We start from the raw sequence: 26,622 nt of genomic DNA on the forward strand, positions 1-26,622 counted from the left end.
GCGGCCATTTTACTATAGCAGCAGATGTTTAATGGATGTCCCGGAACTTTTCTGCATTGAAAGGCATGGAGGAGCCGACAGAAACCAATTCCATTTCCGGGTATCTCAAGGCTGTAAGCTTGTTGCCAAAAACGGCACCTGTATCAATATTAAAGGTAGAATTGACGGTTCTCGGTTCCTTCACCGGCGTGTGTCCATACACAATGACCCTCTCTCCTTTATACTCCTTTGCCCAGTCCCTTCTTTCAGGAGTGCCATCTGCATTGTTCTTCCCGGTAATGTCTCCGTATAGTACAAATGTTTTCACCTTTGCATTATTTTTCCCGATATATTCTTCTTTGATCCCCGCATGGGCGATGACGAGCTTTCCCCCGTCAAGTACCTGATAGAGGGGAGCCTTTTCATACAGCTCCATAAATTTCCTTCTTGTTTCTTTTTTTTCCTTATGGGGAAGGGCCTCATATTCAGCAGCAGTGGTTTCAAGGCCGTGGGTAATCTGGACTTTGTTGCCCAGGAAAAAGCGGTATAGCTTATTGCAATGGTTGCCCGGTGAATAATAGGCTTCCTGCCGCCTGGCTGCAAGCTCCCAGACAATCTCAACCGTTTTCAGCGACGCGGGGCCCCGGTCAGTCAGGTCACCGACAAAAGCAAGCTTTCTCCCATCAGGATGGATGGGGATGCCGGTTTCCCAGGAATAGCCCATCTTCATAGTGAGTGTTTTGAATTCAGCAAAGCATCCATGTATATCCCCAATGATATCAATTTTCATTCTGTTCCTCCTCCGCTTATCATTCAAGCAGGTCTCACTCAGTATATTTGAAATCCTCAAAATATTCCTGTGGGAAGATTTTAATGACGACAAAAAAACAAACATTTGCTAGTATAGTAAAGACTGTTTTAGTATACCCGGAAGGAGGGGTAAATCATGCCCGATATGCAAGAAAGGCCCTCGGAGCAATATAACCGCGAGCTGCTGCTCCAGTCTTTACAAAATGAAGATTTAGATGTTTTCAGGGAGGAGTTCCTTGATCTGCACCCTTATGATCAAGCTTCATTTTTTAAGGAGCTGGAGGAAGAAGCCCGTTCAGTCATCTATCAATTCCTGTCCCCGGAAGAAATGGCAGATCTTTTTGAAAATCTGGAAGTGGATGAGGAAGAGTACAAAGATGTACTGGCTGAAATGAATCCAAGCTATGCAGCAGATATGCTGTCAAATATGTATGCCGATGATGCGGTCGATGTCCTGAATGAATTGGACAAAGACCAGGCTGCAAGCTATCTGACCATAATGGACAGTGATGCGGCACAGGAAATCAAAGACCTGCTGCATTATGAAGAATATACGGCAGGAAGCATCATGACGACCGAATTCATTTCGATCTCCGCCAATCAGACGGTCCGTTCAGCTATGTATATCCTGAAAAATGAAGCCCCCCGGGCCGAAACAATCTATTATGTATACGTAGTGGATGAAGACAAAAAGCTGGCAGGGGTCATTTCCCTCCGTGATCTGATTGTGAACGATGATGACACGATGATCGCGGAAATCACCAATGACCGGGTCGTCTCAGTGTCGGTGGGCGAAGATCAGGAGGATGTTGCCCGAAAAATTAAGGATTATAATTTCCTGGCATTGCCGGTAGTGGATTTTCAGAATCATTTATTGGGAATCATAACAGTTGATGATGTTATGGATGTCATGGAAGAAGAGGCATCAGACGATTATTCCAAGCTAGCAGCGGTTTCTGATATGGATACTCTTGATCGAAGTCCATTTGCTGCTGCCAGAAAGAGGCTGCCATGGCTTATTATCCTGCTGTTTCTGGGGATGATGACTGCCAGTCTGATTGGACGGTTTGAAGAAACGCTGAGCAAGGTGTCCATACTGGCTGTGTTCATACCGCTTATCGCCGGCATGGCTGGAAATACAGGCACACAGGCACTTGCAGTCGCTGTACGCGGGATCGCAACAGGCGATCTTGAAAGGGAGAACAAATCGAAGCTTATTTTCAGGGAAGCCGGGACAGGGGTCATTACAGGGACGATCTGCGGGGTATTGGTCAGTCTAGCTGTATGGCTCTGGCATGGCGATATCTATCTTGGCCTGCTTGTCGGCATTTCCATTTTCTCTACATTGATTGTTGCAACACTCGCAGGGGCGCTCGTTCCGTTGATCATGCACCGCATGAAGATCGACCCGGCAGTTGCTTCAGGACCTTTTATTACGACAATAAATGATATTATCAGTATTTTAATTTATTTTGGGATGGCCACATTGTTCATGAGCTATCTGATTTAAATCGGAGGAGGAATAGATATGGAGCATGGAGCATCTGTTGCTTCTCTTGTTATAGTCATTCTTGCAGCGTTTATCACACCCATTGTGCTGCATCGATTGAAATTAAACTTTATCCCTGTCGTCGTGGCGGAAATCATTGTCGGCCTCATCATAGGAAAGAGCGGGTTTGACCTGGTACATGAAGACATGTGGCTGGAAACCCTCTCGACCCTCGGCTTTATTTTCCTGATGTTTTTAAGCGGGCTTGAAATTGACTTTTCAGCTTTTAAAAAGAGCAAGAAAAAAGCAGTCCTGCCAAATGGAAAGCCTGAGCCAAACACTTTTTTTGTAGCGTCCATTGTGTTTGTCGGGATTTTCGCCGTATCTCTGCTGCTTTCCTATTTGTTTGTCCTGGCAGGATTCATTGATAATGCCTTCCTGATGACCCTGATCATTTCGACCATATCCCTTGGTGTGGTAGTGCCTACATTGAAAGAAGCCCATCTGATGAAAACGGGGATCGGACAGATCATCCTGCTGATAGCGGTCATTGCCGACTTGGCGACAATGATCCTCCTGGCTGTCTTTGTGTCGCTTAATGATGGCGGTGAAGGCAATACCTGGCTTCTGCTCGTATTATTCGGAGCCGGCATCATCCTGTTTTTTGTCGGAAAGAAATTCCAGAAACGCAATTTCATTGAAGCAATGTCAACCGGTACAGTCCAAATTGGCACCAGGGCAGTATTCACACTCATTCTGCTCCTGGTTGGCCTTTCGGAAACGGTTGGGGCGGAGAATATCCTGGGTGCATTCCTGGCAGGTGTGCTTGTGTCCCTGCTTGCACCAAATCAGGAAATGATCCATAAACTGGATTCATTCGGCTATGGCTTCCTGATACCTATATTCTTTGTAATGGTCGGTGTTGACCTTAATGTGTGGACGTTATTCAGCGATCAGAAGATGCTTATGCTTATTCCGCTTCTGCTGATTGCCCTGCTTGCTTCCAAGCTTGTCCCTGTTCTTATTCTCAAGAAATGGTATGACGCAAAAACCGTGATAGCATCAGGGTTCCTGCTGACATCCACGCTGTCTCTTGTCATTGCGGCAGCAACCATCGGGGAAAGGATGGAGATCATCACAGCAGAGATGAGCGGAACGCTGATCCTGGTTGCAATCATTACCTGTGTGCTGACTCCCATTGTCTTCAAAAAGCTTTTCCCGAAAGAAGCTGCAGAGGAAAAAATGCTCAAGGTCGCCTTTATCGGCGCCAACCAGCTTACACTTCCGGTTTACAGTGAACTGAAATCCTCGCTGTATGAACCAATGCTGTACCATAAAAAGCAAGAGAAGTCTGATAAGCAGATTGCCGATTCCCTTTTCGAGATAGAAGAGGTTGATGATTTCACAGTGGAAGTCCTAGAGGGTACAGATGTTTTTAATTCGGATATTGTTGTGATTTCTACAGGTGATGAAGAAGCTAATGCCACATTATCCGTCGCTTTCAAGGAACGGGGAGTAGAGCGGGTCATCTGCCGCATCGAAAGCCCTGACCTGGAAGAATCTCTTCGTGAGCAGGAAGTGGAAGTCTTCTCAGTGCTTTTATCGACAAAGGCGCTTTTGCGGGCTCTAATCGAATCTCCTAGCGTGATGAATATCCTGACCAATCAGGAAACATCCCTGTATGAGATCAAGCTGCTGAACAGCCAGTTTGACGGCATGACCTTAAGGAGATTTCCATTTACCGGGGATGTTATCTTTGTCCGCATTTTCCGCGGAATGGATTCGATTGTCCCGCATGGGGATACTGAGCTTCAAATGAATGACAGGCTGATCGTTACAGGTTCTAAAGAGTATGTGGATGAATTGAAGCGTGAGCTTGAGTTCTGCGAATGGTGTTAATCAGCATCATAGAAAGCCGGCCGTTTAAGATGGCCGGCTTTCTTATATTCTTTAACAGCACTTTCCTTTTAGCTGATTATGTAGTAATATTAGTACTAGGTACTAATAACATGTATTAATATAGGAGGCACCGACTATGACTCTGTCTTTAGCAGGAAAAACATATGTTGTAATGGGAGTGGCCAATAAACGCAGCATAGCATGGGGAATTGCCCGTTCGTTGCATGAAGCAGGAGCGCGCCTGATTTTTACATATGCAGGAGAACGCCTTGAAAAGAGCGTGAAAGAGCTGGCAGGCTCACTGGAAAATGCAGATAGCCTTGTCATCCCGTGTGATGTGACCAATGATGAAGAAGTAGCCAAATGCTTTGCAGAAATTAAAGCCCAGGCAGGAACCATCCATGGCGTCGCCCATTGCATCGCCTTTGCCAATAAAGAGGAGCTGCAGGGGGATTTCATGAACACGACCAGGGACGGATTTCTGCTTGCCCATAATATCAGCTCTTATTCTTTGACAGCAGTGGCAAAGGAAGCAAAAGAATTGATGACCGATGGAGGAAGCATTGTCACTTTGACCTATCTGGGCGGAGAGCGTGTTATGCAGAATTATAACGTAATGGGAGTTGCCAAGGCGTCTCTGGATGCAAGTGTCAGATACCTCGCTTCAGATCTTGGAAAAGCCGGTATCCGTGTCAATTCTATCTCTGCCGGCCCGATCCGTACCTTGTCTGCAAAAGGTGTCAGTGACTTCAATTCCATTTTGAGGGAAATTGAAGAAAAGGCACCTCTGCGCCGCACCACAACTCAGGAAGAAGTCGGAGATACTGCGGTGTTCTTATTCAGCGATATGTCCAGAGGGATCACTGGGGAAAACATCCATGTTGACTCCGGATTCCATATCATGGGCTAAAAAAATCGGCAGGCCAGTCATGGCCTGCCTTTTCAATATGTAAATGGGGGGTAAAACCTGAAGCGCGGGGTGCAATCCCGCACTAAGGTTCCTTATATTCCAACAATAGCACATGATTGTGAATCATATATTCCCCCCGTGTTAATCCTTTGTAAAGCTGCCCATCTGATGATTTTATTTCTCTGACGCGATATCTGCGAGTCTAAGATACTTGGTCGCCCTGTAAACGAATTTGCCCATTTTGCATACATATATGATGGAGAAACAATGCGGAGGTGCACAGGGTGGAGAAAAAAACAAAAGAACCTATGCTTTATATTCATCAGCCAAGTTTTAAAATGCCCGATATTAAAATGCAGGAGGTCTATTCAGCAAAAAATGCTAAAAAGCAGGAAAAGCTTCCGGCGGATCGTCAGACAGCTGATAACAGCAAAAAAAGTAAGCCTTCCGGACAGAGGGAAGAATCTATTTTCGGTCCTGCCGGTCCGGAGCTTGTATCAGCAGAGAGAAAAGAGGTTGTACAGTCGGCAATCAGTGATTACCAGGATGCTCATCTTGAAAAGAAGGAAGAAGAATCACGGAAACAGGGGTTCTTTTCTTTTCAAAGAGTAAAACCCTTCAAAGAAATGAATGTGGAAGAAAGGCTGGAGTATCTGGTTAATTTTCCTAAGCAGCTGCCGCCCGTTCCCTGCCTGATTTTCACGGAAGAAAAGACTTTCAGGGGTATAGTGCAGAGTATGCCTTCTGAACATGAGGTAGAAATAAAGCTCATGGATCAATCTTTAGAAACGATTTCTATAAAGTCTATAAAAGAAATCAGGATGATTGGCTTCACAAAGTAATAAGAACGCAAAAAAGCCAGCCTTCGGGCTGGCTTTTTTAATAAATAGGAATCATTTGATTATGATTTTCGGCTCTGGGCAAGCCGCCTCCGCATTTCAATACAAAAACAAAGCGGTCCGCCGGTCAAAGCCGGCGAACGCCAAGTGTTTGACTTGCCTGACTTATGCAAAGAAGGTTCTAACTCAGATGGGCCATTCAGAATGGCCAAGGTGCTAGTCACAGATGTCTAGGTTGACATCGGCGATGCACTGCACAGCACAGAAGCATTTCAGGTCGACTGTGATGCAGTCATTCGTCTTGACAAAGCGGTCTACCTGGCAGACCTTTTTGAGGTCGATGCAGCAGTCTTCAGTGAGATCTACTGTATCATAGCCATCATGTGTTCTTTTTTGCGGTTCAAGGACGCGGAGCACTGCGCAGCAGTTATCAAAAACATCTTCTACACGGAAGAAGATAGATACGCAAGAGCAGTCGCTGCCTCTGAAGAAAGCATGGAATGGTGAGCCGTCAGCTGTTTTCAGGACAAAAACGCGTGTATCGGCATTTTGCCTTTTAGACGGAGAGACCAGTGTCCCAAGCGGCTCCAGGAAACAATTCGTCGGGCACTCGCATACATCTTCGGCATTATCTTGAATATCTTTTATCGCACGAACCACTTCGCAGACACAGCTTTTTGAGCCATAAACATCGTCTTTTTTTCCACAACCCATTATCTTTTCCTCCTTTATTTCTTGTGATACTACACTAATAACATATTGCCGGAAGGGCTTATGGGTTACGGACAAACGCCTTGTTTCTGAAAATTAGGCAGTTTTTTTTCTGATGTGCATAAAGTATAGTACTGTATTCGCTTTAGGAAAAAACTCAGAAGAGGGGTACATGATGTTCATATCACTATGGGAATTCACTGTGCTGGCCTTTGCCGCCTTCCGGCTGACAAGGCTGATTGTATTTGATTCGATTACCGAATTCTTCAGGCAGATTTTTTTGGAAGAGGTTGTGGAAAAAGGCGAAATGTATTATGTGACGAGGCCGGGGGTGATCAGAGGCTTTATCGGCGAGCTTATCAGCTGCTATTGGTGCACAGGCGTATGGGCCTCTGCATTGCTTTACCTCTCCTATCTTTATTTCCCTATAGCAGCGGTCCCTGTCATCTTTATCCTTGCCATCGCCGGTGCTGCTGCTTTTATTGAATCGGTCATCCAGCGGCTTATCTGACATCTTTGGACTATGGCACTGTGCCGGCACAGGCGCTGGTTAGCATGCATAAACTGGCACTGTGCACTGAAATTTAAATAATGGAGGCATCCTTATGTTAAATGCTGATAAACCTGTTCAGGGGACAGTGTCCCGGCCTGTCAAAAAGAAAAAAAAGAAGAAGGGCTGCAATTGCGGCAAAAAGAAGGGGAACAGCTGAATAAGAAGGCAAAAAGATGCCTATTCAGAAGCCGCATTAGCGGCTTTTTAATTTGAAATGAAAGTTGTTTTCAACTTTGATTACTGTCCAGCCGTTTCCGTTTTTCTTATTTGTCATTTTTTACAAGATGGTTTTATTCATAAATTGCTGTTGATGCGAGGAAAATATAAGAGCGAATAAATCCATTTTACATAGGAAGGATTGCATATGAACAGAAAACAGATGTTTAGAAGGTCAATGGTCATCCTGGCCGCCATTCTGTATGTGAGCGGCTGCAGCAATGAGCAAAAGACCGCAGAAAGCCGTCTGGCACTGATAAAAACGACGAACCCGCAGCCTTTGCTTCTTGATGATAAGAAAGAGGAGCGGAAGGATTTGGCGCCAAGGGTTAAGAAGGAAATCGAAGCAATCGAAGAGGTTTATGATGTTGCGGTGGTTGTAGGCGAAGAGGAAGTTCTTGTGGCTTATAAGGTGAAGCATCTTAAACGCTTCCGCATGAAAAAAATTGAAAAGACGATCAATAAGCGTCTGGAAGAAAAGTTTCCTAAAGAAGACTTCATAGTATCCAGCGACTATAAAATCTTCCTTGAGGCTGTGGAATTGAAGGAACAGATGGAGGATCCTGCTTTTCCGCGCAAAAAGGCCAAGGAAAAGCTTGAAAAAATCATCAATATGAAAAAAGAGCTCACATAGAAAGGGGCGAAAATAGTGGCAAAGAGCAAGACACCCGAGCAGAAGAAATATGAACAGCTTGAACAAAAGCATGAATCAAAGCGCCCGGTCCTGAAGAACTGCCTGAAGGCGTTTTGGGTGGGAGGGGTCATTTGTGTGATCGGCCAGGCCATTACTTATTTTTATATATATTTCTTTGATTTTACAGAGCAGACAGCAGGAAACCCAACAGTCGCCACTATGATTTTCATATCCATGCTGCTGACAGGCTTCGGGGTATACGACCATATCGGCCAATATGCCGGAGCAGGTTCGGCTGTACCGGTTACAGGCTTTGGTAATGCAGTTATCTCTGCAGCCATAGAGCACCGGACTGAAGGGTTTGTGCTTGGGGTCGGAGGAAATATGTTCAAGCTCGCCGGGTCTGTTATCTTATTTGGGGTTTTTTCCGCTTTTGTAGTAGCTCTTGTTAAAACACTATTAATCATGTGGGGGGTGCTGTGAATGCTGAAAGGTAAACAATCCTGGATTTTTCAAAACCGGCCTGTCATTCTTTCCACCGGCGTCTCTGGAGGGCCTTTTGAAGCAAAGGGCAACCTGGCCGGGGACTTTGATATCCTTCACGATGATCTCTGGATGGGGGAAGACTCCTACGAAAAAGCGCACAGAGTCCTGATGGAAGAGGCAGCAAAGACAGCCATGCAAAAGGGTTCTGTAGAGAAAGATGATGTTCAGTTTTTTATTGCCGGGGACCTGATTAACCAGATTACACCCAGCAGCCTTGCAGCCAGAACGATTCAGCTCCCGTATTTTGGCGTATTCGGAGCATGTTCGACTTCAATGGAAGGTCTGGCATTGTCTGCTTTCATCATCAATTACGGAGGGGCAAAGAAAATCATTACAGGCGCTTCAAGCCATAACTCTGCCGTAGAAAAGCAGTTCCGCTATCCAACCGAATATGGGGGGCAGAAGCCTCCTACAGCCCAATGGACCGTGACGGGCGGGGGCGCTGCGCTTGTGGGCGAAAATACAGGGCAAAAAGATATGCCGGCTGCCGTTTCTGCCACAATTGGAAAGGTCATCGATATGGGGCTGTCCGATCCTTTTAATATGGGAGGGGCCATGGCACCTGCCGCTGCTGACACGATTTCAGCCCACTTCAGGGATATGGGAATCGATCCTTCCTATTACGACTTGATCGTCACAGGAGACCTTGGAAAGATTGGGAGGGAGACAGTCCTTGAGCTATTGCAGAATGACGGGCTTAACATTGATGAGAACAGGTTCGCTGACTGCGGCCTTTTAATCTACAAAGATGATCAGCCAGTACAGTCAGGAGGAAGCGGGGCGGGCTGTTCAGCTTCCGTACTTTACGGACATCTGCTGAACAGGATGAAGCAGGGGGAATTAAAAAGGATCCTTGTGGTGGCAACAGGCGCTCTCTTGTCCCCGCTGACCTTCCAGCAGAAGGAAAGTATTCCCTGCATCGCCCATGCCGTAGCGATTGAAATGACCCAGTAAATAAGGAACCGGAGTTCAGAAAGGAGATTTGTGGATGCTGGCAATGTTTTTTTGGGCTTTTGTTGTAGGAGGGATCATTTGTGTCATCGGACAGCTTTTCCTGGATATAGGCAAGCTGACTCCGGGCCATACATTAAGTTTGTTTGTCGTTATTGGCGCGGTACTGGACGGGCTTGGGCTTTATGAGCCTTTTGCTGATTTTGCCGGTGCAGGCGCAACCATTCCTATTACAAGCTTTGGCAACTCACTGGTCCACGGCGCCCTTCAGGAAGCAGAGCAGCACGGCCTCGTGGGTGTCCTGACGGGAATGTTTGAAGTGACAAGCTCTGGTATATCTGCTGCTATTGTATTTGGGTTTATCGGCGCTTTGCTGTTTAAGCCCAAAGGATAAGCGGAATCCGCGGGGATATTGGATAGCATGGTGCTGCGGATCCGCCATTAGGGTTAATAAGAGGAGGCTGGCATGGTGCCGGACTTTGGAGCAGCAATCATAAGGTCAGTTTTAATCATCATCGCGCTATTTTTTATCACTAAAGTGCTCGGAAAAAAACAGCTCTCTTCTTTATCTTTTTATGAGTATATTGTGGGTATTACAATCGGCGATATTGCAGGCAGCATTTCGATGGATCCCAGGCTCCGCCTGGCATCCAGCCTCCCGGCTCTCCTGATCTGGTCCGCAACCCCCTTGATTGTATCCCTTTTATCCCTGCGTTTTCCTAAATTTCGGGCTGCTGTGGAAGGAAAAGCAACCGTATTCATTGAAAATGGCAGACTGCTGAAGGAAAAGGTGAAGAAGGAAAAGTATACGAAAGATGAACTTTTGGAGCAGCTGAGGCTGAAAAGTATTTTTGACCCTGAAGATGTCGAGTTTGCCCAGCTTGAAACAAATGGGCAGATCAGTGTTCTTTTAAAAAAAGTCAAACAGCCTGTCGTCAATGAAGATTTGGAATGCCTTCGGCCCGCTCCGAATGAGCCGAAGGCAACTGGTGATGCCGGACAGGAACTGTCTGCTGCAAACATACTGGCTTGCATGGCAAAGTGGCAGGAACAGTTTGAGCAGTTTTCTGCAGAAGCACCCCAATTCTCCGAAGCCTGCAGACAATTTTCTGCAGAGATTGAAACCTTCCGCAAACAGATTCAGCCAGTTTTGAAAGTCCAAAAAGAAAAATGAGAGCAATACTGGGAGCTTGCCCACACAACTTTTGTCATTTCTCATATGTTATAAGTGAGTAAAGACAAAGTGAGGTGACTTTGATGGGCTACGGATATGGCGGATGCGGCTACGGCGGCGGCGGTGGCGGCGGCTATTACGGAGGTTCAACTTTCGTACTAATCGTTGTATTGTTCATTTTGTTGATTGTTGTTGGAGCTAGCTTCTATAACTAAAAGTGAAGAAGAAGAGCTGCCTCAGGGCAGTTCTTTTTTTATGATTGGCTTTATTAAACATTTTTGTTGATTTTGGGCTCATTTTAACCAGATATTCATTCTGCCGCCAAGAAAGCGAGCTTTCTTGGCGGCAGAATGAATATCTGGCTGAATTTCAGCACAGCTGAAATTCCGTGTGAAACTTTGTTTCACACGAATGAGCCCAAAATCAACAAGTATACAAACACAGCCTATAATTAAAAGACAGAATTTTTAGAACAATAGTTGAATAATTTTCTGAAAAGAGTATACTATTTTACATACCGACCGGTTAGTAAGTTGAGGAAGGAGCTTTTTAAGAATGGATTTTTCTTATTCAAGCAGAGTGAAGGAATTGCAGGATAAGCTTACAGAATTCATGGAAAGGCATGTATATCCTGCTGAACATTTGTATGAAAAGCAGCTTAATGAGCAGGATTCCCGCTGGAGCAGGGTTCCGCAAATTATGGAAGAACTGAAGGAGAAGGCGAAGGCAGAGGGACTGTGGAATTTGTTCCTGCCTGACAGTGAATATGGAGCTGGCCTGTCAAATCTGGAATATGCCCCGCTGTGCGAAATCATGGGCAGATCCCTTATTGGTCCTGAGGTTTTCAACTGCAGCGCCCCGGATACAGGGAATATGGAGGTGCTGGTCCGATATGGGAGCGATGAACAAAAAAAACGGTGGCTTGATCCTCTTTTGGCAGGCGAAATCAGGTCTTGCTTTTCCATGACCGAACCCGGGACTGCTTCATCGGATGCAACAAATATTGAGGCAAGCATCGAGCGGGATGGAGATGGATATGTCATAAACGGCAGAAAGTGGTGGTCTTCCGGTGCAGGAGATCCAAGGTGCCGTGTGGCCATTGTGATGGGGAAGACAGATAAAAGTGCAGCACGGCATGAGCAGCAGTCTATGATACTTGTGCCCCTTGATGCACCGGGGGTCTCGATTGAACGCATGCTCCCTGTATTCGGCTATGACCATGCACCGCACGGGCATGCAGAGATTACATACAAAAACGTCAGGGTCCCAAAGGAAAATATCATCTGGGGGGAAGGGAAAGGTTTTGCGATTGCCCAGGGCAGACTTGGCCCGGGAAGGATCCATCATTGCATGAGGCTGATCGGGGCGGCCGAGCGAGCTCTTGAAATTATGTGCAGGAGGGTCCAGACAAGGACTGCATTTGGAAAGCCGCTGTCAAGGCAGGGAGTGATAGGCGAATGGATTGCAGACTCCCGGATTGAGATTGAGCAGGCCAGGCTGCTGACGCTTAAAGCTGCTTATATGATGGATACAGTCGGCAACAAAGAAGCAAAAGCAGAAATTGCCATGATAAAAGTCACTGCTCCCTCTATGGCACTCCGGGTTTTGGACAGAAGCATCCAGGCGATGGGAGGAGCGGGCGTTTCCGATGATTATCCGCTGGCTGCACAGTGGGCAAATGCCAGGACACTGAGGCTGGCTGACGGTCCTGATGAAGTGCACAGGGCACAGATCGCAAAAATGGAATTGCGGAAGCATCAATAACTAATGGAGGTTTTAGATATGAATGTGATGGGACTTTTTGATCTTAAAGGGAAAACGGCGATTGTCACAGGCGGGGGAAGAGGCCTTGGGGCCCAGATTGCTGAAGGGCTGGCAGAAGCAGGCGCCAATATCGTCATCTGTTCACGTAAGCTTGAGGCCTGCAGGGAAACCGCTGCCCATCTCGAAAGCCTTGGTGTAAGAGCACTTGCGCTGCAGTGTGATATCTCCAATCCGGACGAGGTTCAGCAGATAGTGGACAGAACAGTGGAGGAGTTTGGCACAATTGATATCCTTGTTAATAATTCTGGTGCAACCTGGGGGGCGCCTGCTGCAGAAATGCCTCTTGAAGCATGGAAGAAAGTGATCGATGTCAATGTGACCGGGACCTTCCTGATGAGCCAGGCGGCAGGGAAGGTGATGATAGAGCAGAAGAGCGGCAAAATCATCAATATTGCTTCAGTTGCAGGCCTGGGAGGGACAGATCCGCGTGTCATGGATACACTGGGCTATAACACGAGCAAAGGTGCAGTCATTACCATGACAAAAGATTTGGCAGTTAAATGGGGAAAATACAATATTAATGTAAACAGCATTGCCCCTGGTTTTTTTCCTACAAAAATGTCACAGGCCATCATTGAACATGGAAAAGATCCAATCCTTGATGCAACACCCCTCAAGCGCTTTGGTACTGACCAGGATCTGAAGGGGGCAGCGCTGTTCCTGGCATCGGAAGCATCAAGCTATGTAACAGGCAATGTCCTGGTGGTAGATGGAGGCACTCACGCCATGTAGCAGATGGAAGTGTCTGCTGACTGTGAAACATATTGTAAGCCTTTTCATTATTCCTTGGTATTTCGCTATTAAACTATGCTTTTAATACAGGAGGTATAAAGATGAGCACAAAGAACTGGCTTGCCCATTATCCTGATTCAACTGCAAGAGAAGTGGAGATCCCTGACATCACACTCCCGCAAATGCTGGATGATACGGCAGAACATTATCCGGAGCATATCGCATTATCTTTTTACGGAAAGAAGATTACCTACCGGGAACTGCGGCAGCATGTCAGACTGTTCGCTGCTTCCCTGCAGGCTGGCGGGTTTGAGAAAGGCGGAAGGGTAGCTGTCATGCTTCCAAACTGCCCGCAATATGTCATTTCCTACTACGGCATCCTTGCGGCCGGCGGGATCGTCACCCAAGTGAACCCGATGAGTGTGGAAAGGGAAATCGAATATATTTTAAATGATTCGGGTGCAGAAAGAATGATTGCCCTTGATGCATTTTATCCGAAGGTCAGCAGTGTCCGCAGCAATACGCCTCTTAAAGAAATCATAGCAGTAAGCCTCCAGCCGTCCGCCGTGGATTTTGGCGAAGACAGCACCTTTGAGAGCTTCCTGCAGCGGGGCAAAGGAAACTTTGCACCGGTTATGCTGGAGCCGGAGCATGATACAGCCGTACTTCAGTATACAGGGGGGACGACTGGCCGTTCCAAAGGAGCCATGCTGACCCACAGAAATATTATCGCCAATGTGGTGCAGTCTTACGAGTTTTTCAAGCAGACTATTGATATCGGTGAAGAACGCTATCTGACTGTCATCCCGCTGTTCCATGTGTTTGGCATGACCTCCTGCATGAATCTTTCGATTTATACTGCTTCAGAATCCATCATGCTGCCAAGGTTCGAACTTGAAGAGGTGCTGGAAACGATAAAAAATGAGCAGCCGACAGTCTTCCCGGGTGTTCCGACGATGTACGGAGCTATTACCAATCACCCCAGGGCAGAGGAATACGGCATCGACAGCATCGAGGTCTGCAACAGCGGCAGCGCCCCGATGCCTGTCGAGGTGCTGAAGGAGTTTGAAAGAAAGACGGGCGCTGTCATCCTGGAGGGCTACGGGCTTTCTGAAGCCTCTCCTACCACACACTGCAACCCGGTATTTGCAGCCCGCAAAGCGGGGAGTGTAGGGATCGGTTTTCCTTCAACTGACTATAAAATAGTGGATTTGGCATCAGGAAGCGAGGAAGTCCCTGCCGGTGAGCTCGGAGAGGTGATCATAAAGGGGCCGCAGGTGATGAAGGGCTATTGGAATATGCCTGAGGAGACGGCACATGCGCTGCGGGACGGCTGGCTTTATACAGGGGACATTGCAAGGGTGGACGAAGAAGGCTACCTATATATCGTCGACCGGAAAAAAGATATGATCATTGCGAGCGGCTATAACATCTATCCGCGCGATATTGAAGAAGTGCTCTATGAGCATCCTGCCGTCCAGGAAGCAGTGGTGATCGGCGTGCCTGACGCGTACAGGGGAGAAAATGTCAAAGCGGTCATCGTCCTTAAATCGGGCAAACTGGCGGACGAAAAGGAAATCATGGAATTCTGCCGCGCCAATATGGCTGCCTATAAGGTGCCGGGCATCATTGAATTCAGGGATGCACTCCCGAAAACAAGTGTTGGAAAAATCCTCCGCAGAGCATTGCGGGAGGAAGCGGGAACAGGCCGGCGTTAAGACAGGTTCTTTGCAAGGCAATTCCGTTGCTGGAAAAAAGGCTTCCCGATGGGCATTCCTTAGTAATAGAGATCCAATTCATGGTATAATTCCTGGCGATATTCAAAGATTGAGAGGACATCATTATGAAGGAAAAAATAACAGAACAGAGCATCCGCTTATTTGACAAAAAAGGGTTCAGCGAGACATCAATCCAGGATATAGTCGATTCTATCGGAGTGACCAAAGGAACCTTCTATTATTATTTTTCAAGCAAGGAAGAACTGCTGATGGATATACACCTCCGTTATATAGACGATCTTCTGTCACAGCAGGAAAAAATCCTCAAAAACAGCAATGCCGATTGTAAAGGTAAATTGTATGATGTAGTCGCCATGCTGATCGGAAGCATCGAAAATCAGGGGGCAAGCGCCAAAGTGTTTTTCAGGGAAATCAGGAATCTGAGTGAAGAAAGGCTGGGCCGGATTATCCCGAAGAGGGACCGGTTCAGGACAAATGTTGAAGCGCTGATTTCAGAAGGCATCAGGAACGGGGAGTTCAGGGAGGATCTTAATGCCCCAATCATTACATTCGGCATTCTGGGTGCCGCCAACTGGAGCTACCAGTGGTTCAGCCCGGATGGAAGCGTCCCGGACTATGAAGTGGCGCGCATATTCACGGATATGATATTGAACGGAATCACCAATTAAATCAGGAGAAGAAATCGACTTTTTCTGCAAGCTGGATGGTATACCTGATAGTGATATTAAAGGAGGAAATGCTGATGGCTTTGACAGTGAAGAATATTACAGTGGTTGGTGCAGGGCAGATGGGCCACCAAATTGCCATGCTCTGTGCATTGGGCGGATATGAAACCACCCTGCATGACATGCAGGAAAAAGCATTGGATCAGGCTCAGGAAAAGCTCCGCGGAATTATGGATAAATGGGCAGCCAAAGGGAAACTGCCATCAGAACAGATAGAGGCTGCATTCAGCAGGCTCCGCTGCACATCTGATTTTGGGGAAGCTGTTAAGTCTGCCGATTTTATCATTGAGGCAGTCGTTGAAAAGCTTGAGGTTAAAAGAGAAGTATTTTCAAAGCTTGAAGAAGTGGCGCCGCCGCATGCCATATTTGCGACGAACAGCTCAACCATTGTCAACAGCCTGCTGGCCGATGCGGCAGACAGGCCTGAAAAGACAGTCAATATGCATTTCTTCTTTCCGCCGCTGGTTATGGATTGCGTAGAGGTTGTCATGAGCAGCCGGACTTCTGATGAAACCGCGGAGACAGCCATGGAAGTCTGCAAGGCGATCAACCGTACGGCGGTCCTCCTGAAAAAAGAGATTTCCGGGTTTGTCGCCAACCGCATTCTGGGGGCGCTGCAGCGTGAAGCCGTCCAATTATATGAACAGGGCATTGCAGACTACAAGGATATTGACATCATCTGCAGAAAGGCGCTTAACCATCCGATCGGCCCCTTTGAGCTGATGGACTTGTCAGGAATTGATGTCGGCTATTATGTGATGGAGCAGCGATATGCAGAAACCGGGGATCCGCTGGATAAGCCTGCTGCCTGTATTGAAGAAAAAGTGAAGGAAGGCCACCTGGGCAGAAAGACAGGAAAAGGCTGGTATGAGTATGGGAAAGAGGGAGCGGTGCGCTGATGGGGAATTATGTGGATATTCACTTTGAAGATAAGACCGCGGTTCTGACAATCAAGAACCCTCCGCTGAATGTGCTGAGCAAAAAGGTATTCCAGGAGCTGGGCGAAGCCTTTGAATCTCTTAGAACAAATGACGGGGTGGCGGCTGTCCTTCTGACCGGGTCTGGAGACAAAGCATTTGTTGCAGGAGCTGACATTAAGGAATTTCCGGAGATGATGAGCAATCCCCGCATGATTGAGGATGTATTGGCAACACATGAAGTGCTTAACAGCATAGACCGGTTTCCCAAGCCTACTATCGCTGTACTGAATGGCCTTACATTCGGTGGGGGATGCGAGCTTGCCCTTGCATGTGATATCAGGATAGCGGAAGAGCATGCTCAAATCGGCCTCCCGGAGGTAAAGCTGGGCTTGTTTCCCGGCGGCGGAGGAACCCAGAGGCTGCCCCGGCTGATCGGTGAAGCAAAGGCGAAGGAACTGATGTATACAGGTGAGCCTGTTTCAGCACAAGAGGCTGCAAGGATTGGCCTCGTCAATAAGGTAGCGGCTTCCGGGGAGGGCATGCAAAGTGCAAGAGAGCTTGCAGCCAAGATAGCCGGCCATTCACTGCAGGCACTTTCCAGAATCAAGCAGGCGGTGGATGGAGGCCTTGACAGGACTTTAGAAGAAGGCGTGAAGCTTGAAGCCCGCCTGTTTGAAGAGGTATTCCGCACGGAGGATATAAAAGAAGGAGTCAAGGCCTTCATCGAAAAAAGGAAAGCGGAATTCAAGCACCGCTAAGGGAGGATGCCCTATGCAGGAAACGCAGGTCAAAGTCCGGTTTTGTGAAACAGATGCCCTGGGCCATGTGAATAATACAAGTTATTTCGTTTACTTGGAGGAAGCCAGGATAGAATTCTTCGAATCGCTTGGCTACAGTATGGATACCAGGAAATGGAGCTTTATCCTTGCTTCCACGAAATGCGATTTTCTGAATCAGGGCTATTTCAATCAAAAACTGGCTGTCACAACTTATGTTTCGAAAATAGGCAATAAGAGCTTTACGCTGGAACATGAAATTCTTTGTGCACAAACAAAAGAGCCTATAGCCAAAGGGAATGCTGTCATCGTTTATTTTGACTTTGAAGCACAGAAGAGCAGTTCCTTGCCGGATCACCTCAGGGAAGGGCTCAAAGGATATCTTTATGATGATAATAATTTGAAAATTTAAAAAAGGAGGCGCTGTACATGCCTGCCGGCAAAGACACGATAATGGTAAGAAAAGGGGAAGAGCTGGATTTGGACAGCCTTATCAGGTTCCTGGAGAGCAAAGTGGACTCATTCCCGGGCGGGCCGCTTGAAGTCCTTCAATTTTCAGCCGGTCATTCCAATTTAACCTACCAGCTGAGGTCGGGGGATTGGGAAGCGGTCCTGAGGCGCCCGCCACTTGGCCCTGTGGCTGCCAAAGCCCATGATATGGAACGTGAATTCATCATTCTGAAGGAACTGAACACTATGTTCCCTCCAGCGCCTAAGCCATTCATCTACACAGAGGATGACAGCATCATCGGAAGTCCATTCTTCCTGATGGAAAGGAAGAATGGGATTGTATTGGATACAGAATTTCCAAATCATATCACTCCTTCCGTGGAGCTTTGCCAGCATCTGTCACAAACCATGGTCGATAAGCTGTCCGAGCTGCACTCTCTTCCTTACCGGGATACGGGCCTGGAAAAGATCAGCCGTCCTGAAGGGTTCATGGAGAGACAGGTCCACGGATGGATCACCCGCTACGAGAAGGCGAAGACCGAGGAAATCAAAGAGGCGGCTGCGCTCACCAAATGGCTGTCGGCAAACATCCCTTCCGAGAGCGGACATAGCATCATCCATTATGACTATAAGCTGAATAACACCATGTTCGATCATAAACTGGAAGCTATGACAGGGCTGTTCGACTGGGAAATGTCAACGGTTGGGGACCCGCTTGCCGATCTGGGGGCTGCCATGAGCTATTGGATTCAGGAGGATGACCCCGATCTGCTGAAATATGGTCTTGGCAAACCGCCGGTAACTGCTTTGAAGGGCTTTTATTCCAGGAAGGAATTTATGGAAGCGTATGCAAAGCGAAGCGGAAGGGATATAAGCGGCATGAACTTCTACCTGACCTTTGCTTACTTTAAGCTTGCTGTCATCTGCCAGCAAATCTATTACCGCTATAAAAAAGGGCAGACAGCCGATAAGCGATTTTCCCAGTTTGACAGGTTTGTCAGAAGTCTTATCCAGCACAGCTCAAGTATTGCCTATGAAAAGGCATAACAGAATTGCAGGTCAGTATTTTACCGGGAGGCATCTATGGGCAAGATTCATCTGCTGCTGAAAAAGGAAGAAATCAATGAACAGAAACTGCGGGAAGGCAGCAAAATAGCGGTTGTGCTGGATATCCTGCTTGCAACTACAAGCATCACTTCGGCATTAAAGGACGGAGCGGCCCGTGTCATCCCGGCAGAAAGCAGTGAAATAGCGAAAGCCCGATTTGACGAAGGAGATTCCAGCGGGATGCTTCTTGCCGGGGAATCTGACGCACGTCCTGTCGCAGGGTTTGTTTATCCAAGTCCGAAGATTCTTAGGGGGCAGGTAAGCGGAAAAACGCTGATCCTTGCGACTACGAACGGGACGGTTGCCCTTGCAAAGGCAGAGGCAGCAAAAAAGGTATATGCTTCGTCCCTGTTAAATAACTCTGCGGTGGCAGAAGCAATCAGTGAAGAAGAAGGGGACTCAACCATTGTTATCATCTGCGCAGGGAATTCAGGGGAATTCAGCCTTGAGGATTTCTATGGAGCAGGACATTTGATTGACTGCCTCCAAAAAGCAGGAGGGGAATCTTATGAGATGACGGATGCAGCCCTGGCGGCATTGCTCTTCTTTCAGACAAAGCGGGGCGATGCCGAGGAAGTCTTGGGAAATTCCTATGTCGGAGGCCTGCTGGCCAGCCATGGCCTCAGTGATGAACTTTCCTTTGCGGCCGGCCTGGACAGTATTCATATTGTCCCAGTTTATAAGAATGGGCTCATCTCAGCAGCAAAGGTAAGCAAATAGGAAGGCATATTTTTAAAAAAAGAGGAGTGAACAGCATGGCAAAAACAAAGAGCATGGGCTCCGGGTTTCTGTTATCTGAGATAGATGAAGGCCAATTGTTTACACCAGAAGATTTTACTGAAGAACACAAAATGATCGGCACTTCAGCGAGGCAGTTCATTGAGCAGGAAGTGGCCCCTTTAAAGGAAGAAATCGAAAGCCAGGATTTTTGGCTGGTGAAGGAACTGCTGAAGAAAGCCGGGGATCTTGGGCTGCTTGCACACAGCATTCCTGAACAGTACGGCGGGCTTGGCCTGGATAAAATCACCAAAGGGATTGTAGGTGAAAATATCGGAGCCTCCAGCGGCTATGGTGTGGCCCATTCCAACCATACTTGCATTGCCACCCTGCCGATCACCTATTTTGGAACCGAAGAGCAAAAAAATAAATATCTGCCTAAGATGGCGTCCGGAGAATATATCGGCGCCTATTGCCTGACAGAGCCGAATGCAGGGTCTGATGCCCTTTCCTCCCAGACGGTGGCACGCCTCAATGAAGCGGGGACACATTATATTCTGAACGGGACGAAGCTTTATATCACCAATGCGGCTTTTTCAGATACCTTTATCGTTTATGCAAAGGTTGATGGAAAGGATTTTACTAGCTTTATTTTAGAAAAGGATTTTCCCGGCCTGGTTCTGGGGCCTGAAGAAAACAAAATGGGGATCAAAGGTTCATCAACCAGGTCTGTCATCTTGGAAGATTGCGAGGTGCCTGCTGAAAATATGCTCGGGGAGAAGGGGAAAGGCCATGTAATCGCCCTGAACGTCCTCAATTTGGGCCGCTTCAATCTAGGGTCGGCCTGCATGGGAGCAGCCAAATACAGCCTGAAGAAAGCAGCACAATATACCCAGGAGCGGAGGCAGTTTGGACGAAAGATCGCTGACTTCAATGCCACAAAAGAAAAAGTGGGGAAAATGGCAGCGAGGATCTATGCTTCAGAATCTATGCAATACAGAACAGCAGGCCTGCTTGAAGAGGCGCTGGGCGATATAGGGGACAGCGCAGATTCACGCCTTGCAGGGAAGAGAATGAGCGAGTATGCCTCAGAGTGTGCTGTCTGCAAGGTATTCGGATCGGAAACCCTTGATTATGCAGCAGACGAAACATTGCAGCTTTATGGGGGAGCAGGATTCATAAAAGAATATGGCATCGAACAAATATACAGGGACTCCAGGATTAACCGGATCTTTGAAGGCACAAACGAAATCAACCGGCTGCTCATTCCGGCAGGCTTGTTTAAGAAAGCTGCAAAGGGAGAGGTGGATATCAGGGAGCTGACCGAAGAAGCGGCATCCGCCATCCTGCAGCCTGCACCTCTTAATGGAGCCCTGGCAATGGAGCGGGAGGCAGTCTCCCTGATGAGACATGCGTTTCTGCTTGCAGCAGGCCTGGCCCTGCAGGTTCACGGCCAGCAGATTTCGGAGGAACAGGAAACGCTGTTGAAGCTTTCTGATATGGCGATCTCTTTATATGCGGCCGAGTCGGCAGTCTACAGGACATATAAAAGCATCAATAAAGCCGGGGAAGAAGCAGCAGCTTTAAAAATCGATCTTGCCGGATCCTATCTGGAAGAGGCGCTGTGGGAATGTGAGAAAGCCTTCAGGATCCTCTCTTCCGAACTGGCATTACGGGAAGATGAAAAAAAGCTGGCCTCTGCTGTTGAAAGAGGATTCAGAAGAATAGAGCTGAATGGGGGAGGCTTCAGCCGGAACCGGAGAATTGCTGAAAGAATTTATCAAGCAACCCGCTATGTATGCTAGAAGCAGCAGAATAACCTGAAGAGCTTTGAAATGGGGACCGGCTGTGCAAGCCGATTGAGGTTTCCTCATGTCCAAACCTTATATAACCGATTGGGGGAGAGAATATGGATAATCAGCACCTGCTTTCTGAAAAAAAAGCCAGTGTTCTGCTTTTAACGCTGAACAGGCCGGACAGTCTGAATGCTTTCAGCAGTGAAATGATTACCGGCCTGACCAAAGCATTCCGCCAGGCTGATCAGGATGAGGATATTAAAGCAATTGTCTTATCCGGCGCAGGCAGATCTTTCTCTGCAGGCGGAGACGTAAAAACAATGGGGCAGGCAGGTCCGGCAGAAATCTATGAACATATCGGGAAACTCAACGAGTGCATTTTAAGCATAAAAGCCGCCAGCAAGCCTGTCATTGCTGCTGTTCATGGATTCGCAGCAGGAGCTGGCTTCAATCTCGCACTCGCATGTGATTTGATCATTGCTGCAGATGACAGCCGCTTTGCGATGAGTTTTTCACAAGTGGGACTTATTTCAGATGGAGGAGGATCATTTTTCCTGCCGCGGCTGATCGGGCCACATCTTGCAAAGGAGTTTTTCTTTACGGCTGAAGCGATACCTGCTGACAGGCTGCAGCAGATGGGAATTGTCAGCAGAATTGTACCTGGCACAGACCTGAGAGAAGAAGCATTGGCTGTGGCAGAAAAGCTGGCATCAGGTCCTGTCAAAGCATATGGGATGATGAAGAAGCTCATTGATGGCGCCCATGCCTCTACACTTGAGGAGGTATTGGAACAAGAACGCCTCATCCAGACGATGATGGCCGGAACGGAAGATCATTTAGAGGGGATTGCAGCATTCAAAGAAAAACGGAAGCCGCAATTCCAGGGAAAGTGAGGGGAACTTATATGAAGGCAATTCAGTTAAAGGAATATGGAGGACCTGATGTCCTGAAGCTTGTTGAAATGGACGTTCCAGAGCCAAGAGGACATGAGGTCCTGATTCAAATCCGCTCGATTGGCGTTAACTATGCCGATACAGCAAGAAGAGAGGGCCAGTATGTTGTAAAAACCCCCCTCCCCTTCATTCCTGGTGCGGAAGTGGCAGGAGTGGTCAAGGCAGTTGGAGAAAAGTCGGATATAGTGCCGGGCACCAGGGTAGTGGCACTGATAGAATCCGGCGGATATTCGGAATTTGCCATTGCCGACAGCAGGGGGCTCATTCCCATTCCGGAAGGACTTGACTTTCATGAGGCAGCGGCACTGCCCCTCCAGGGACTGAGCGCCTATCATATTTTAAAGACAATGGGGAGGCTTCAAAAAGGAGAAAATGTTCTTGTTCATGCAGCTGCTGGAGGTGTGGGAACACTGGCTGTCCAGCTTGCCAGGATATTTGGCGCTGGAAAGATTATCGCCACAGCCAGCTCAGAGCAAAAACTCAGACTGGCCAGGGATATGGGGGCTGACGTTCTGGTGGACTATACAGAAAGCGGATGGGAAGAGAAAGTAAGGGAAGCAACAGAGGGCAAGGGGGTCGATCTGGCACTTGAAATGGCCGGGGGAGAGGTTTTCGCTAAAACCATGAAGTGTCTCGCACCGTTTGGAAGGGTGGTCGTCTATGGCGTGGCAAGCGGAGAGCAATACAGAATGTACCCATCCTCACTGATGGCACGGAACCAGTCTGTGATTGGATTCTTCCTCCCGCAAATCATGAAAATGCCGGAGCTTCTTCATACAAGCATGAAGGAACTGCTCGGCTACCTGGCAGAAGGTAAGTTGAAGCTGGCGGTCGGCGGGATTTATCCCCTGGAGGAGGCTTCATTTGTTCACGAACAGATGCAGGGGAGGAAAACGAGCGGCAAACTGATTTTAACGCCTTAAAACCGGCTGAAGGCAAATTTTTAGGCTTTTCTTCTTATTCATTTCACCTTTTCAGCCCTCCTTCATACTATATAAAGTAGTTTAAGAAGGAGGCTTGAATTCAGCATGGATAATGGATTCTTTAAAAATATCGAGAAGAAAACAGGCGTTAATATGAAAGATATTCTGGAGTTGGCGAATTCTTTGCAGAATGCAAATTTCAAGGATGAAAAAACTGTCCGCAGCGTAATCCGCAGGGTATCCCAAATTGCCAACAAACCGGTCCCAAAAGCAACAGAAGATAAAATTGTACAATCCATCGTCGCTGACGGCAAACAGCTGGATTTCAATACAATCAGCCAGATGATCAATAAAAAATAATCTGCAGAAAAGGACTTGGAGCGAGCCAAGTCCTTCTTTGCCTTCTTATGCCATTTTAGCTCCTTACCGGTGCAAGAAACCTGGAAGGCCTCGCCTTTTTGCCCCGCCTTTTCTGCGGGACAGATATGAACAGCTCCTCCTGTGCCCGTGTAACCGCTACATATAATAGCCTTCTTTCCTCTTCCATCGGATCAGGGTCCCCAGTCCTGTAAGCTTCAAGGGCGAAGTCATGGGGGATGCTCCCGTCAACCGCCCCGATAATATAAACAGTCTTATATTCAAGGCCTTTTGACCGGTGAATCGTACTGAGTGTTATGCTGCTGTCCCTTACATTGCCGGGCTTTTTCATTTCTTTATTCATGGCGCGCATATGCTCGGCATGCTCCAGAAATTCTGCTATGCTCTCAAAATTGTTCGCAGCAACCTTTAAATCGCGAATATCATCCGAGCCTTTTTCCATACTGGAGCCTTCCAGCCCGCGCTTTTTAAGAAAGTCATTGAATCCGAGTTCTTTTTCTATCATATCAATGGCAGCTGCAGGACTCTTCGACTTGATGGACCGAATTGATGGGACAGCCCGTGTCAGCTTTTTCTCCTGAAAAGCAAATCCTGTTTTCACATCAGCAAGGCACTCGAGCAGAGTCCTGTCGGTCAGTATGCTTTCTGCTTTCAAGTCCTGCAGTACAGATTGCTTCAGGAAGAGCGCAGGAAGGATATTTTTGATGGATTCCTGGCTATCCTCATCAAGAGACAATCTTAAGAAAGCCAGGAGGGTCCTCACTAAATAACGATCGTAAAATGATTCAGCATCCTGGTCGATCCTGAATGGCAGGCTGGAATTGGCAAGCCTTTCAAAAATGGCCCTCATCCCTGCGTGGGTCCTGAACAAGACCGCGAAATCCCCTGGACTTCCGCCCTGGGAAATCTTCTCCTGTATATCGGTCACGATCATCGTCGCTTCTTCTTCCTCATCAAGCGGGAAAAAGAGGAGAGGCTTCCTTGCTTTTGAATACTGGGCTTTCATCTTTTTGTCGCGCCGCTGCTTGTTTTTGACAATGATGCTGTTTGCCGCGGATACAATTTCATGTGCGGAGCGGTAGTTCTGATCAAGCACAACAATGCTGGCAGCCGGGAAATCTTTTTCAAATTCGAGCAGATACCGAGGGTCGCTTCCCCGGAACGCATAAATGGACTGATCATCATCTCCCACTGCACAAACATTATTGCTTTTAGCGGAAAGCATCTTAATCAGCTCATACTGGACTTTGTTGATATCCTGGAATTCATCAATAAGGAAATAGTGAAAGCGGTTTTGATAAGACTCCAGTATATGGGGATGCTCCTGGAAAAGACGGTAACAGCCAAGAAGCATATCATCAAAATCGAAAAGCCTGTGATTCTCTTTATATTCTTCATATAGCCTGTATAATTCTGTCACCGTTTTGTCCCAATCAGTTGCAGGTTTGGTATCCTGGGGAAGAATAAGAGAGTTCTTCCAGAAACCGATTTTCTGCAGAGCCAGATCGAAAGCAAAGTCCTTTTCATCTATTTTCAGCTCTTTTGCAGCCCCTTTTAAAATCTGCTCTCGCTGCCATTCTTTTTTTAGCAGCTTTTGGGAGTTCCATCCTTCTCTGTCATGGAAGGAGAGGATCCGGTAAAAAATGCTGTGGAAGGTGCCGGCGAGGAGCTGCTGTGCCTGGGCAGACTTTATGCCAGGATAGTCAATCAGCCTTCTTTTCATTTCAGCAGCAGCTTTAGCTGTGAAAGTAACCAGCATGATGGATTTCGGGTCTATTCTCAGCTCTTGGAGCATATAAGCAGTACGGGTGGTTAAAACCCTCGTCTTTCCGCTGCCTGCCCCGGCCAGAACAAGCAGGGGCCCGTCAATATGCGATACAGCAGCAGATTGTGCAGCATCCAGTTGGAATCCATTGTCTGCGAGATCCTTCAGGTATCCGCTGGCAGCTTTGTTTTTAGAAGGCATAGACTGGAAAGGGGCACCTGATTTTACAAATGAAGCTTCCTGGAACACAGAAGGAGGCATTGTCTCAGCTGTGATTGTCCTGGATCTAGGCAGCCTGAACCCGCCGGCGGAGATTTCCGCTTCGACCGGCTCTTTTTTCACCTCGGTCATTGTCTCCTCTGCATCCTGGCATTCAGCATGGGAGTGAAGATGGTAAAAGTGGGGGGAAGCCTGTATCCCCAAGTACATCCTTATCCGCTCTCCGCAGGCAGGACAGAAAAGATTGCCCTTCTTTCCTTCAGCATAGATTTTTTGGAATTCCTCGCGGCTGTAGTTATCTATATTAATAGTCTGTTGCCGGTAAACAGCAGTTTTCATGAAAAGTCATCCCCGTTTTTCTAGTTCATCTATTATGTATTGAATACCCATAAACCTGGGTTTCCACCTGGAAAAATAAATATTTTATACCCATAAACATGCCGAAGCCGGCGAAGTCTATCATAACAAAACCAGTCACTTAAAAAAAGGAGTTTCCGCAGTTTATCTCCCTGGCCAAGGGGGTAAAGGAAGGAAAATATACATTTTCGGCAAAGTATGGAAAAGACCTTGAAATGGAGGAATGGACTATGGGGTATATCGTGCCTTTCAATCATTATCAATACAATCAGTATGCTGTGAGAGACTTGGATAAAAAGCAGGATCCATTCCGGCTGTATCCAGTTTCAAGGGTGAACAGAGTGGAGAATGACACACAATGGTTCCAGCCGGAGCAGCTGTTTCAATTCTCACGACCTGCCGAGGCCCATTCGGAGGAAAAACCGGCGAGAAAGGTCAATGAACAGACCGTTGAAAGAGTGTACGGGGACATGACAGGTAAAGGAACACTTTTCAGTGAATCTGTTTAGTGGCATAAAGAAAGGGAGAGC

General features: G+C 47.4%; 28 protein-coding genes. 25 read left to right on the forward strand and 3 right to left on the reverse strand.

Going from position 1 to position 26,622, the window contains the following annotated elements; translation table 11 throughout:
- Positions 1 to 28: 28 nt before the first annotated feature.
- On the reverse strand, positions 29 to 769 hold the full coding sequence (gene prpE / locus FZD51_RS16870) for a bis(5'-nucleosyl)-tetraphosphatase PrpE (protein WP_148975836.1): 741 nt from the start codon (positions 767 to 769) through the stop codon (positions 29 to 31).
- A gap of 156 nt (positions 770 to 925) precedes the next feature.
- On the opposite strand from prpE, the gene mgtE reads away from it, so the two are divergent.
- From mgtE to FZD51_RS16890, 4 genes are all read left to right on the forward strand, one after another.
- A complete protein-coding gene (gene mgtE / locus FZD51_RS16875; RefSeq protein ID WP_148975837.1) occupies positions 926 to 2,299 on the forward strand; it encodes a magnesium transporter in 1,374 nt (457 codons plus the stop codon).
- A gap of 18 nt (positions 2,300 to 2,317) precedes the next feature.
- Entirely contained in the window at positions 2,318 to 4,177 is a 1,860-nt protein-coding gene (locus FZD51_RS16880; RefSeq protein WP_148975838.1) for a monovalent cation:proton antiporter family protein, read from the forward strand.
- A gap of 136 nt (positions 4,178 to 4,313) precedes the next feature.
- A complete protein-coding gene (gene fabI, locus FZD51_RS16885; RefSeq protein ID WP_148975839.1) occupies positions 4,314 to 5,087 on the forward strand; it encodes an enoyl-ACP reductase FabI in 774 nt (257 codons plus the stop codon).
- A 284-nt stretch (positions 5,088 to 5,371) separates the two neighbouring features.
- On the forward strand, positions 5,372 to 5,929 hold the full coding sequence (locus tag FZD51_RS16890; RefSeq protein WP_148975840.1) for a CotO family spore coat protein: 558 nt from the start codon (positions 5,372 to 5,374) through the stop codon (positions 5,927 to 5,929).
- A 213-nt stretch (positions 5,930 to 6,142) separates the two neighbouring features.
- On the opposite strand, the gene FZD51_RS16895 is transcribed toward FZD51_RS16890, so the two are convergent.
- Positions 6,143 to 6,640, reverse strand: coding sequence for a CotY/CotZ family spore coat protein (locus tag FZD51_RS16895; protein WP_009794127.1), 498 nt, complete (start codon positions 6,638 to 6,640; stop codon positions 6,143 to 6,145).
- 172 nt (positions 6,641 to 6,812) lie between these two features.
- On the opposite strand from FZD51_RS16895, the gene FZD51_RS16900 reads away from it, so the two are divergent.
- The 20 genes from FZD51_RS16900 (at position 6,813) to spoVIF (ending at position 23,733) form a co-directional block, all read left to right on the forward strand.
- Entirely contained in the window at positions 6,813 to 7,148 is a 336-nt protein-coding gene (locus FZD51_RS16900) for a DUF1360 domain-containing protein (RefSeq protein WP_148975945.1), read from the forward strand.
- 406 nt (positions 7,149 to 7,554) lie between these two features.
- Positions 7,555 to 8,040, forward strand: coding sequence for a YhcN/YlaJ family sporulation lipoprotein (locus FZD51_RS16905; protein ID WP_148975841.1), 486 nt, complete (start codon positions 7,555 to 7,557; stop codon positions 8,038 to 8,040).
- Between the two features lie 12 nt (positions 8,041 to 8,052).
- The gene (gene spoVAC / locus FZD51_RS16910; protein WP_148975842.1) at positions 8,053 to 8,523 is read left to right on the forward strand and encodes a stage V sporulation protein AC; all 471 of its coding nucleotides are present in this window, start codon (positions 8,053 to 8,055) and stop codon (positions 8,521 to 8,523) included.
- Positions 8,524 to 9,540 carry a stage V sporulation protein AD gene (gene spoVAD, locus FZD51_RS16915; protein ID WP_148975843.1) on the forward strand — a complete coding sequence of 339 codons (1,017 nt, stop codon included), beginning with the start codon at positions 8,524 to 8,526 and terminating at the stop codon, positions 9,538 to 9,540. It begins immediately after the preceding gene.
- 34 nt (positions 9,541 to 9,574) lie between these two features.
- The gene (gene spoVAE / locus FZD51_RS16920; RefSeq protein WP_148975844.1) at positions 9,575 to 9,931 is read left to right on the forward strand and encodes a stage V sporulation protein AE; all 357 of its coding nucleotides are present in this window, start codon (positions 9,575 to 9,577) and stop codon (positions 9,929 to 9,931) included.
- A gap of 72 nt (positions 9,932 to 10,003) precedes the next feature.
- Positions 10,004 to 10,711 (forward strand): DUF421 domain-containing protein, encoded by a 708-nt coding sequence (locus FZD51_RS16925; RefSeq protein WP_148975845.1) that lies wholly within the window; start codon positions 10,004 to 10,006, stop codon positions 10,709 to 10,711.
- 83 nt (positions 10,712 to 10,794) lie between these two features.
- Entirely contained in the window at positions 10,795 to 10,926 is a 132-nt protein-coding gene (locus FZD51_RS16930; RefSeq protein WP_009794135.1) for a YjcZ family sporulation protein, read from the forward strand.
- A 340-nt stretch (positions 10,927 to 11,266) separates the two neighbouring features.
- Positions 11,267 to 12,475: an acyl-CoA dehydrogenase gene (locus FZD51_RS16935; RefSeq protein ID WP_148975846.1), complete on the forward strand. Its 1,209-nt coding sequence runs from the start codon at positions 11,267 to 11,269 to the stop codon at positions 12,473 to 12,475.
- Between the two features lie 18 nt (positions 12,476 to 12,493).
- Positions 12,494 to 13,267, forward strand: coding sequence for an SDR family oxidoreductase (locus tag FZD51_RS16940; RefSeq protein WP_148975847.1), 774 nt, complete (start codon positions 12,494 to 12,496; stop codon positions 13,265 to 13,267).
- A gap of 101 nt (positions 13,268 to 13,368) precedes the next feature.
- Positions 13,369 to 14,985 (forward strand): long-chain-fatty-acid--CoA ligase, encoded by a 1,617-nt coding sequence (locus FZD51_RS16945; RefSeq protein WP_148975848.1) that lies wholly within the window; start codon positions 13,369 to 13,371, stop codon positions 14,983 to 14,985.
- A 125-nt stretch (positions 14,986 to 15,110) separates the two neighbouring features.
- Entirely contained in the window at positions 15,111 to 15,674 is a 564-nt protein-coding gene (locus FZD51_RS16950; protein WP_148975849.1) for a TetR/AcrR family transcriptional regulator, read from the forward strand.
- A gap of 68 nt (positions 15,675 to 15,742) precedes the next feature.
- On the forward strand, positions 15,743 to 16,630 hold the full coding sequence (locus FZD51_RS16955; protein ID WP_148975850.1) for a 3-hydroxyacyl-CoA dehydrogenase family protein: 888 nt from the start codon (positions 15,743 to 15,745) through the stop codon (positions 16,628 to 16,630).
- Positions 16,630 to 17,409: an enoyl-CoA hydratase/isomerase family protein gene (locus FZD51_RS16960; RefSeq protein WP_187445799.1), complete on the forward strand. Its 780-nt coding sequence runs from the start codon at positions 16,630 to 16,632 to the stop codon at positions 17,407 to 17,409. Before FZD51_RS16955 ends, FZD51_RS16960 begins: the two co-directional genes overlap by 1 nt.
- A gap of 13 nt (positions 17,410 to 17,422) precedes the next feature.
- A complete protein-coding gene (locus FZD51_RS16965; protein WP_148975852.1) occupies positions 17,423 to 17,839 on the forward strand; it encodes an acyl-CoA thioesterase in 417 nt (138 codons plus the stop codon).
- Between the two features lie 17 nt (positions 17,840 to 17,856).
- On the forward strand, positions 17,857 to 18,924 hold the full coding sequence (locus FZD51_RS16970) for a phosphotransferase family protein (RefSeq protein ID WP_148975853.1): 1,068 nt from the start codon (positions 17,857 to 17,859) through the stop codon (positions 18,922 to 18,924).
- A gap of 36 nt (positions 18,925 to 18,960) precedes the next feature.
- On the forward strand, positions 18,961 to 19,704 hold the full coding sequence (locus FZD51_RS16975; RefSeq protein ID WP_148975854.1) for a 2-phosphosulfolactate phosphatase: 744 nt from the start codon (positions 18,961 to 18,963) through the stop codon (positions 19,702 to 19,704).
- Positions 19,705 to 19,739: 35 nt separating this feature from the next.
- Positions 19,740 to 21,506, forward strand: a complete 1,767-nt coding sequence (locus FZD51_RS16980) for an acyl-CoA dehydrogenase family protein (RefSeq protein ID WP_148975855.1) — start codon at positions 19,740 to 19,742, stop codon at positions 21,504 to 21,506.
- Positions 21,507 to 21,610: 104 nt separating this feature from the next.
- Positions 21,611 to 22,390: an enoyl-CoA hydratase/isomerase family protein gene (locus FZD51_RS16985; RefSeq protein ID WP_148975856.1), complete on the forward strand. Its 780-nt coding sequence runs from the start codon at positions 21,611 to 21,613 to the stop codon at positions 22,388 to 22,390.
- 11 nt (positions 22,391 to 22,401) lie between these two features.
- A complete protein-coding gene (locus tag FZD51_RS16990) occupies positions 22,402 to 23,373 on the forward strand; it encodes a quinone oxidoreductase family protein (protein ID WP_148975857.1) in 972 nt (323 codons plus the stop codon).
- A 105-nt stretch (positions 23,374 to 23,478) separates the two neighbouring features.
- Positions 23,479 to 23,733 (forward strand): sporulation-specific transcription regulator SpoVIF, encoded by a 255-nt coding sequence (gene spoVIF, locus FZD51_RS16995; RefSeq protein ID WP_009794149.1) that lies wholly within the window; start codon positions 23,479 to 23,481, stop codon positions 23,731 to 23,733.
- A 55-nt stretch (positions 23,734 to 23,788) separates the two neighbouring features.
- Here spoVIF and FZD51_RS17000 read toward each other — a convergent pair whose 3' ends face one another.
- Positions 23,789 to 26,074, reverse strand: coding sequence for a UvrD-helicase domain-containing protein (locus FZD51_RS17000; protein ID WP_148975858.1), 2,286 nt, complete (start codon positions 26,072 to 26,074; stop codon positions 23,789 to 23,791).
- Positions 26,075 to 26,322: 248 nt separating this feature from the next.
- Between FZD51_RS17000 and FZD51_RS17005 the strand changes: the two genes are divergently transcribed.
- Complete coding sequence (locus FZD51_RS17005; RefSeq protein WP_148975859.1) at positions 26,323 to 26,601, forward strand: hypothetical protein; 279 nt, start codon at positions 26,323 to 26,325, stop codon at positions 26,599 to 26,601.
- Positions 26,602 to 26,622: the final 21 nt, after the last annotated feature.

It is taken from the genome of Bacillus infantis (assembly GCF_008180445.1).
In the GTDB taxonomy this organism is placed as follows: Bacteria; Bacillota; Bacilli; order Bacillales; family Cytobacillaceae; genus Bacillus_AB; species Bacillus_AB infantis_B.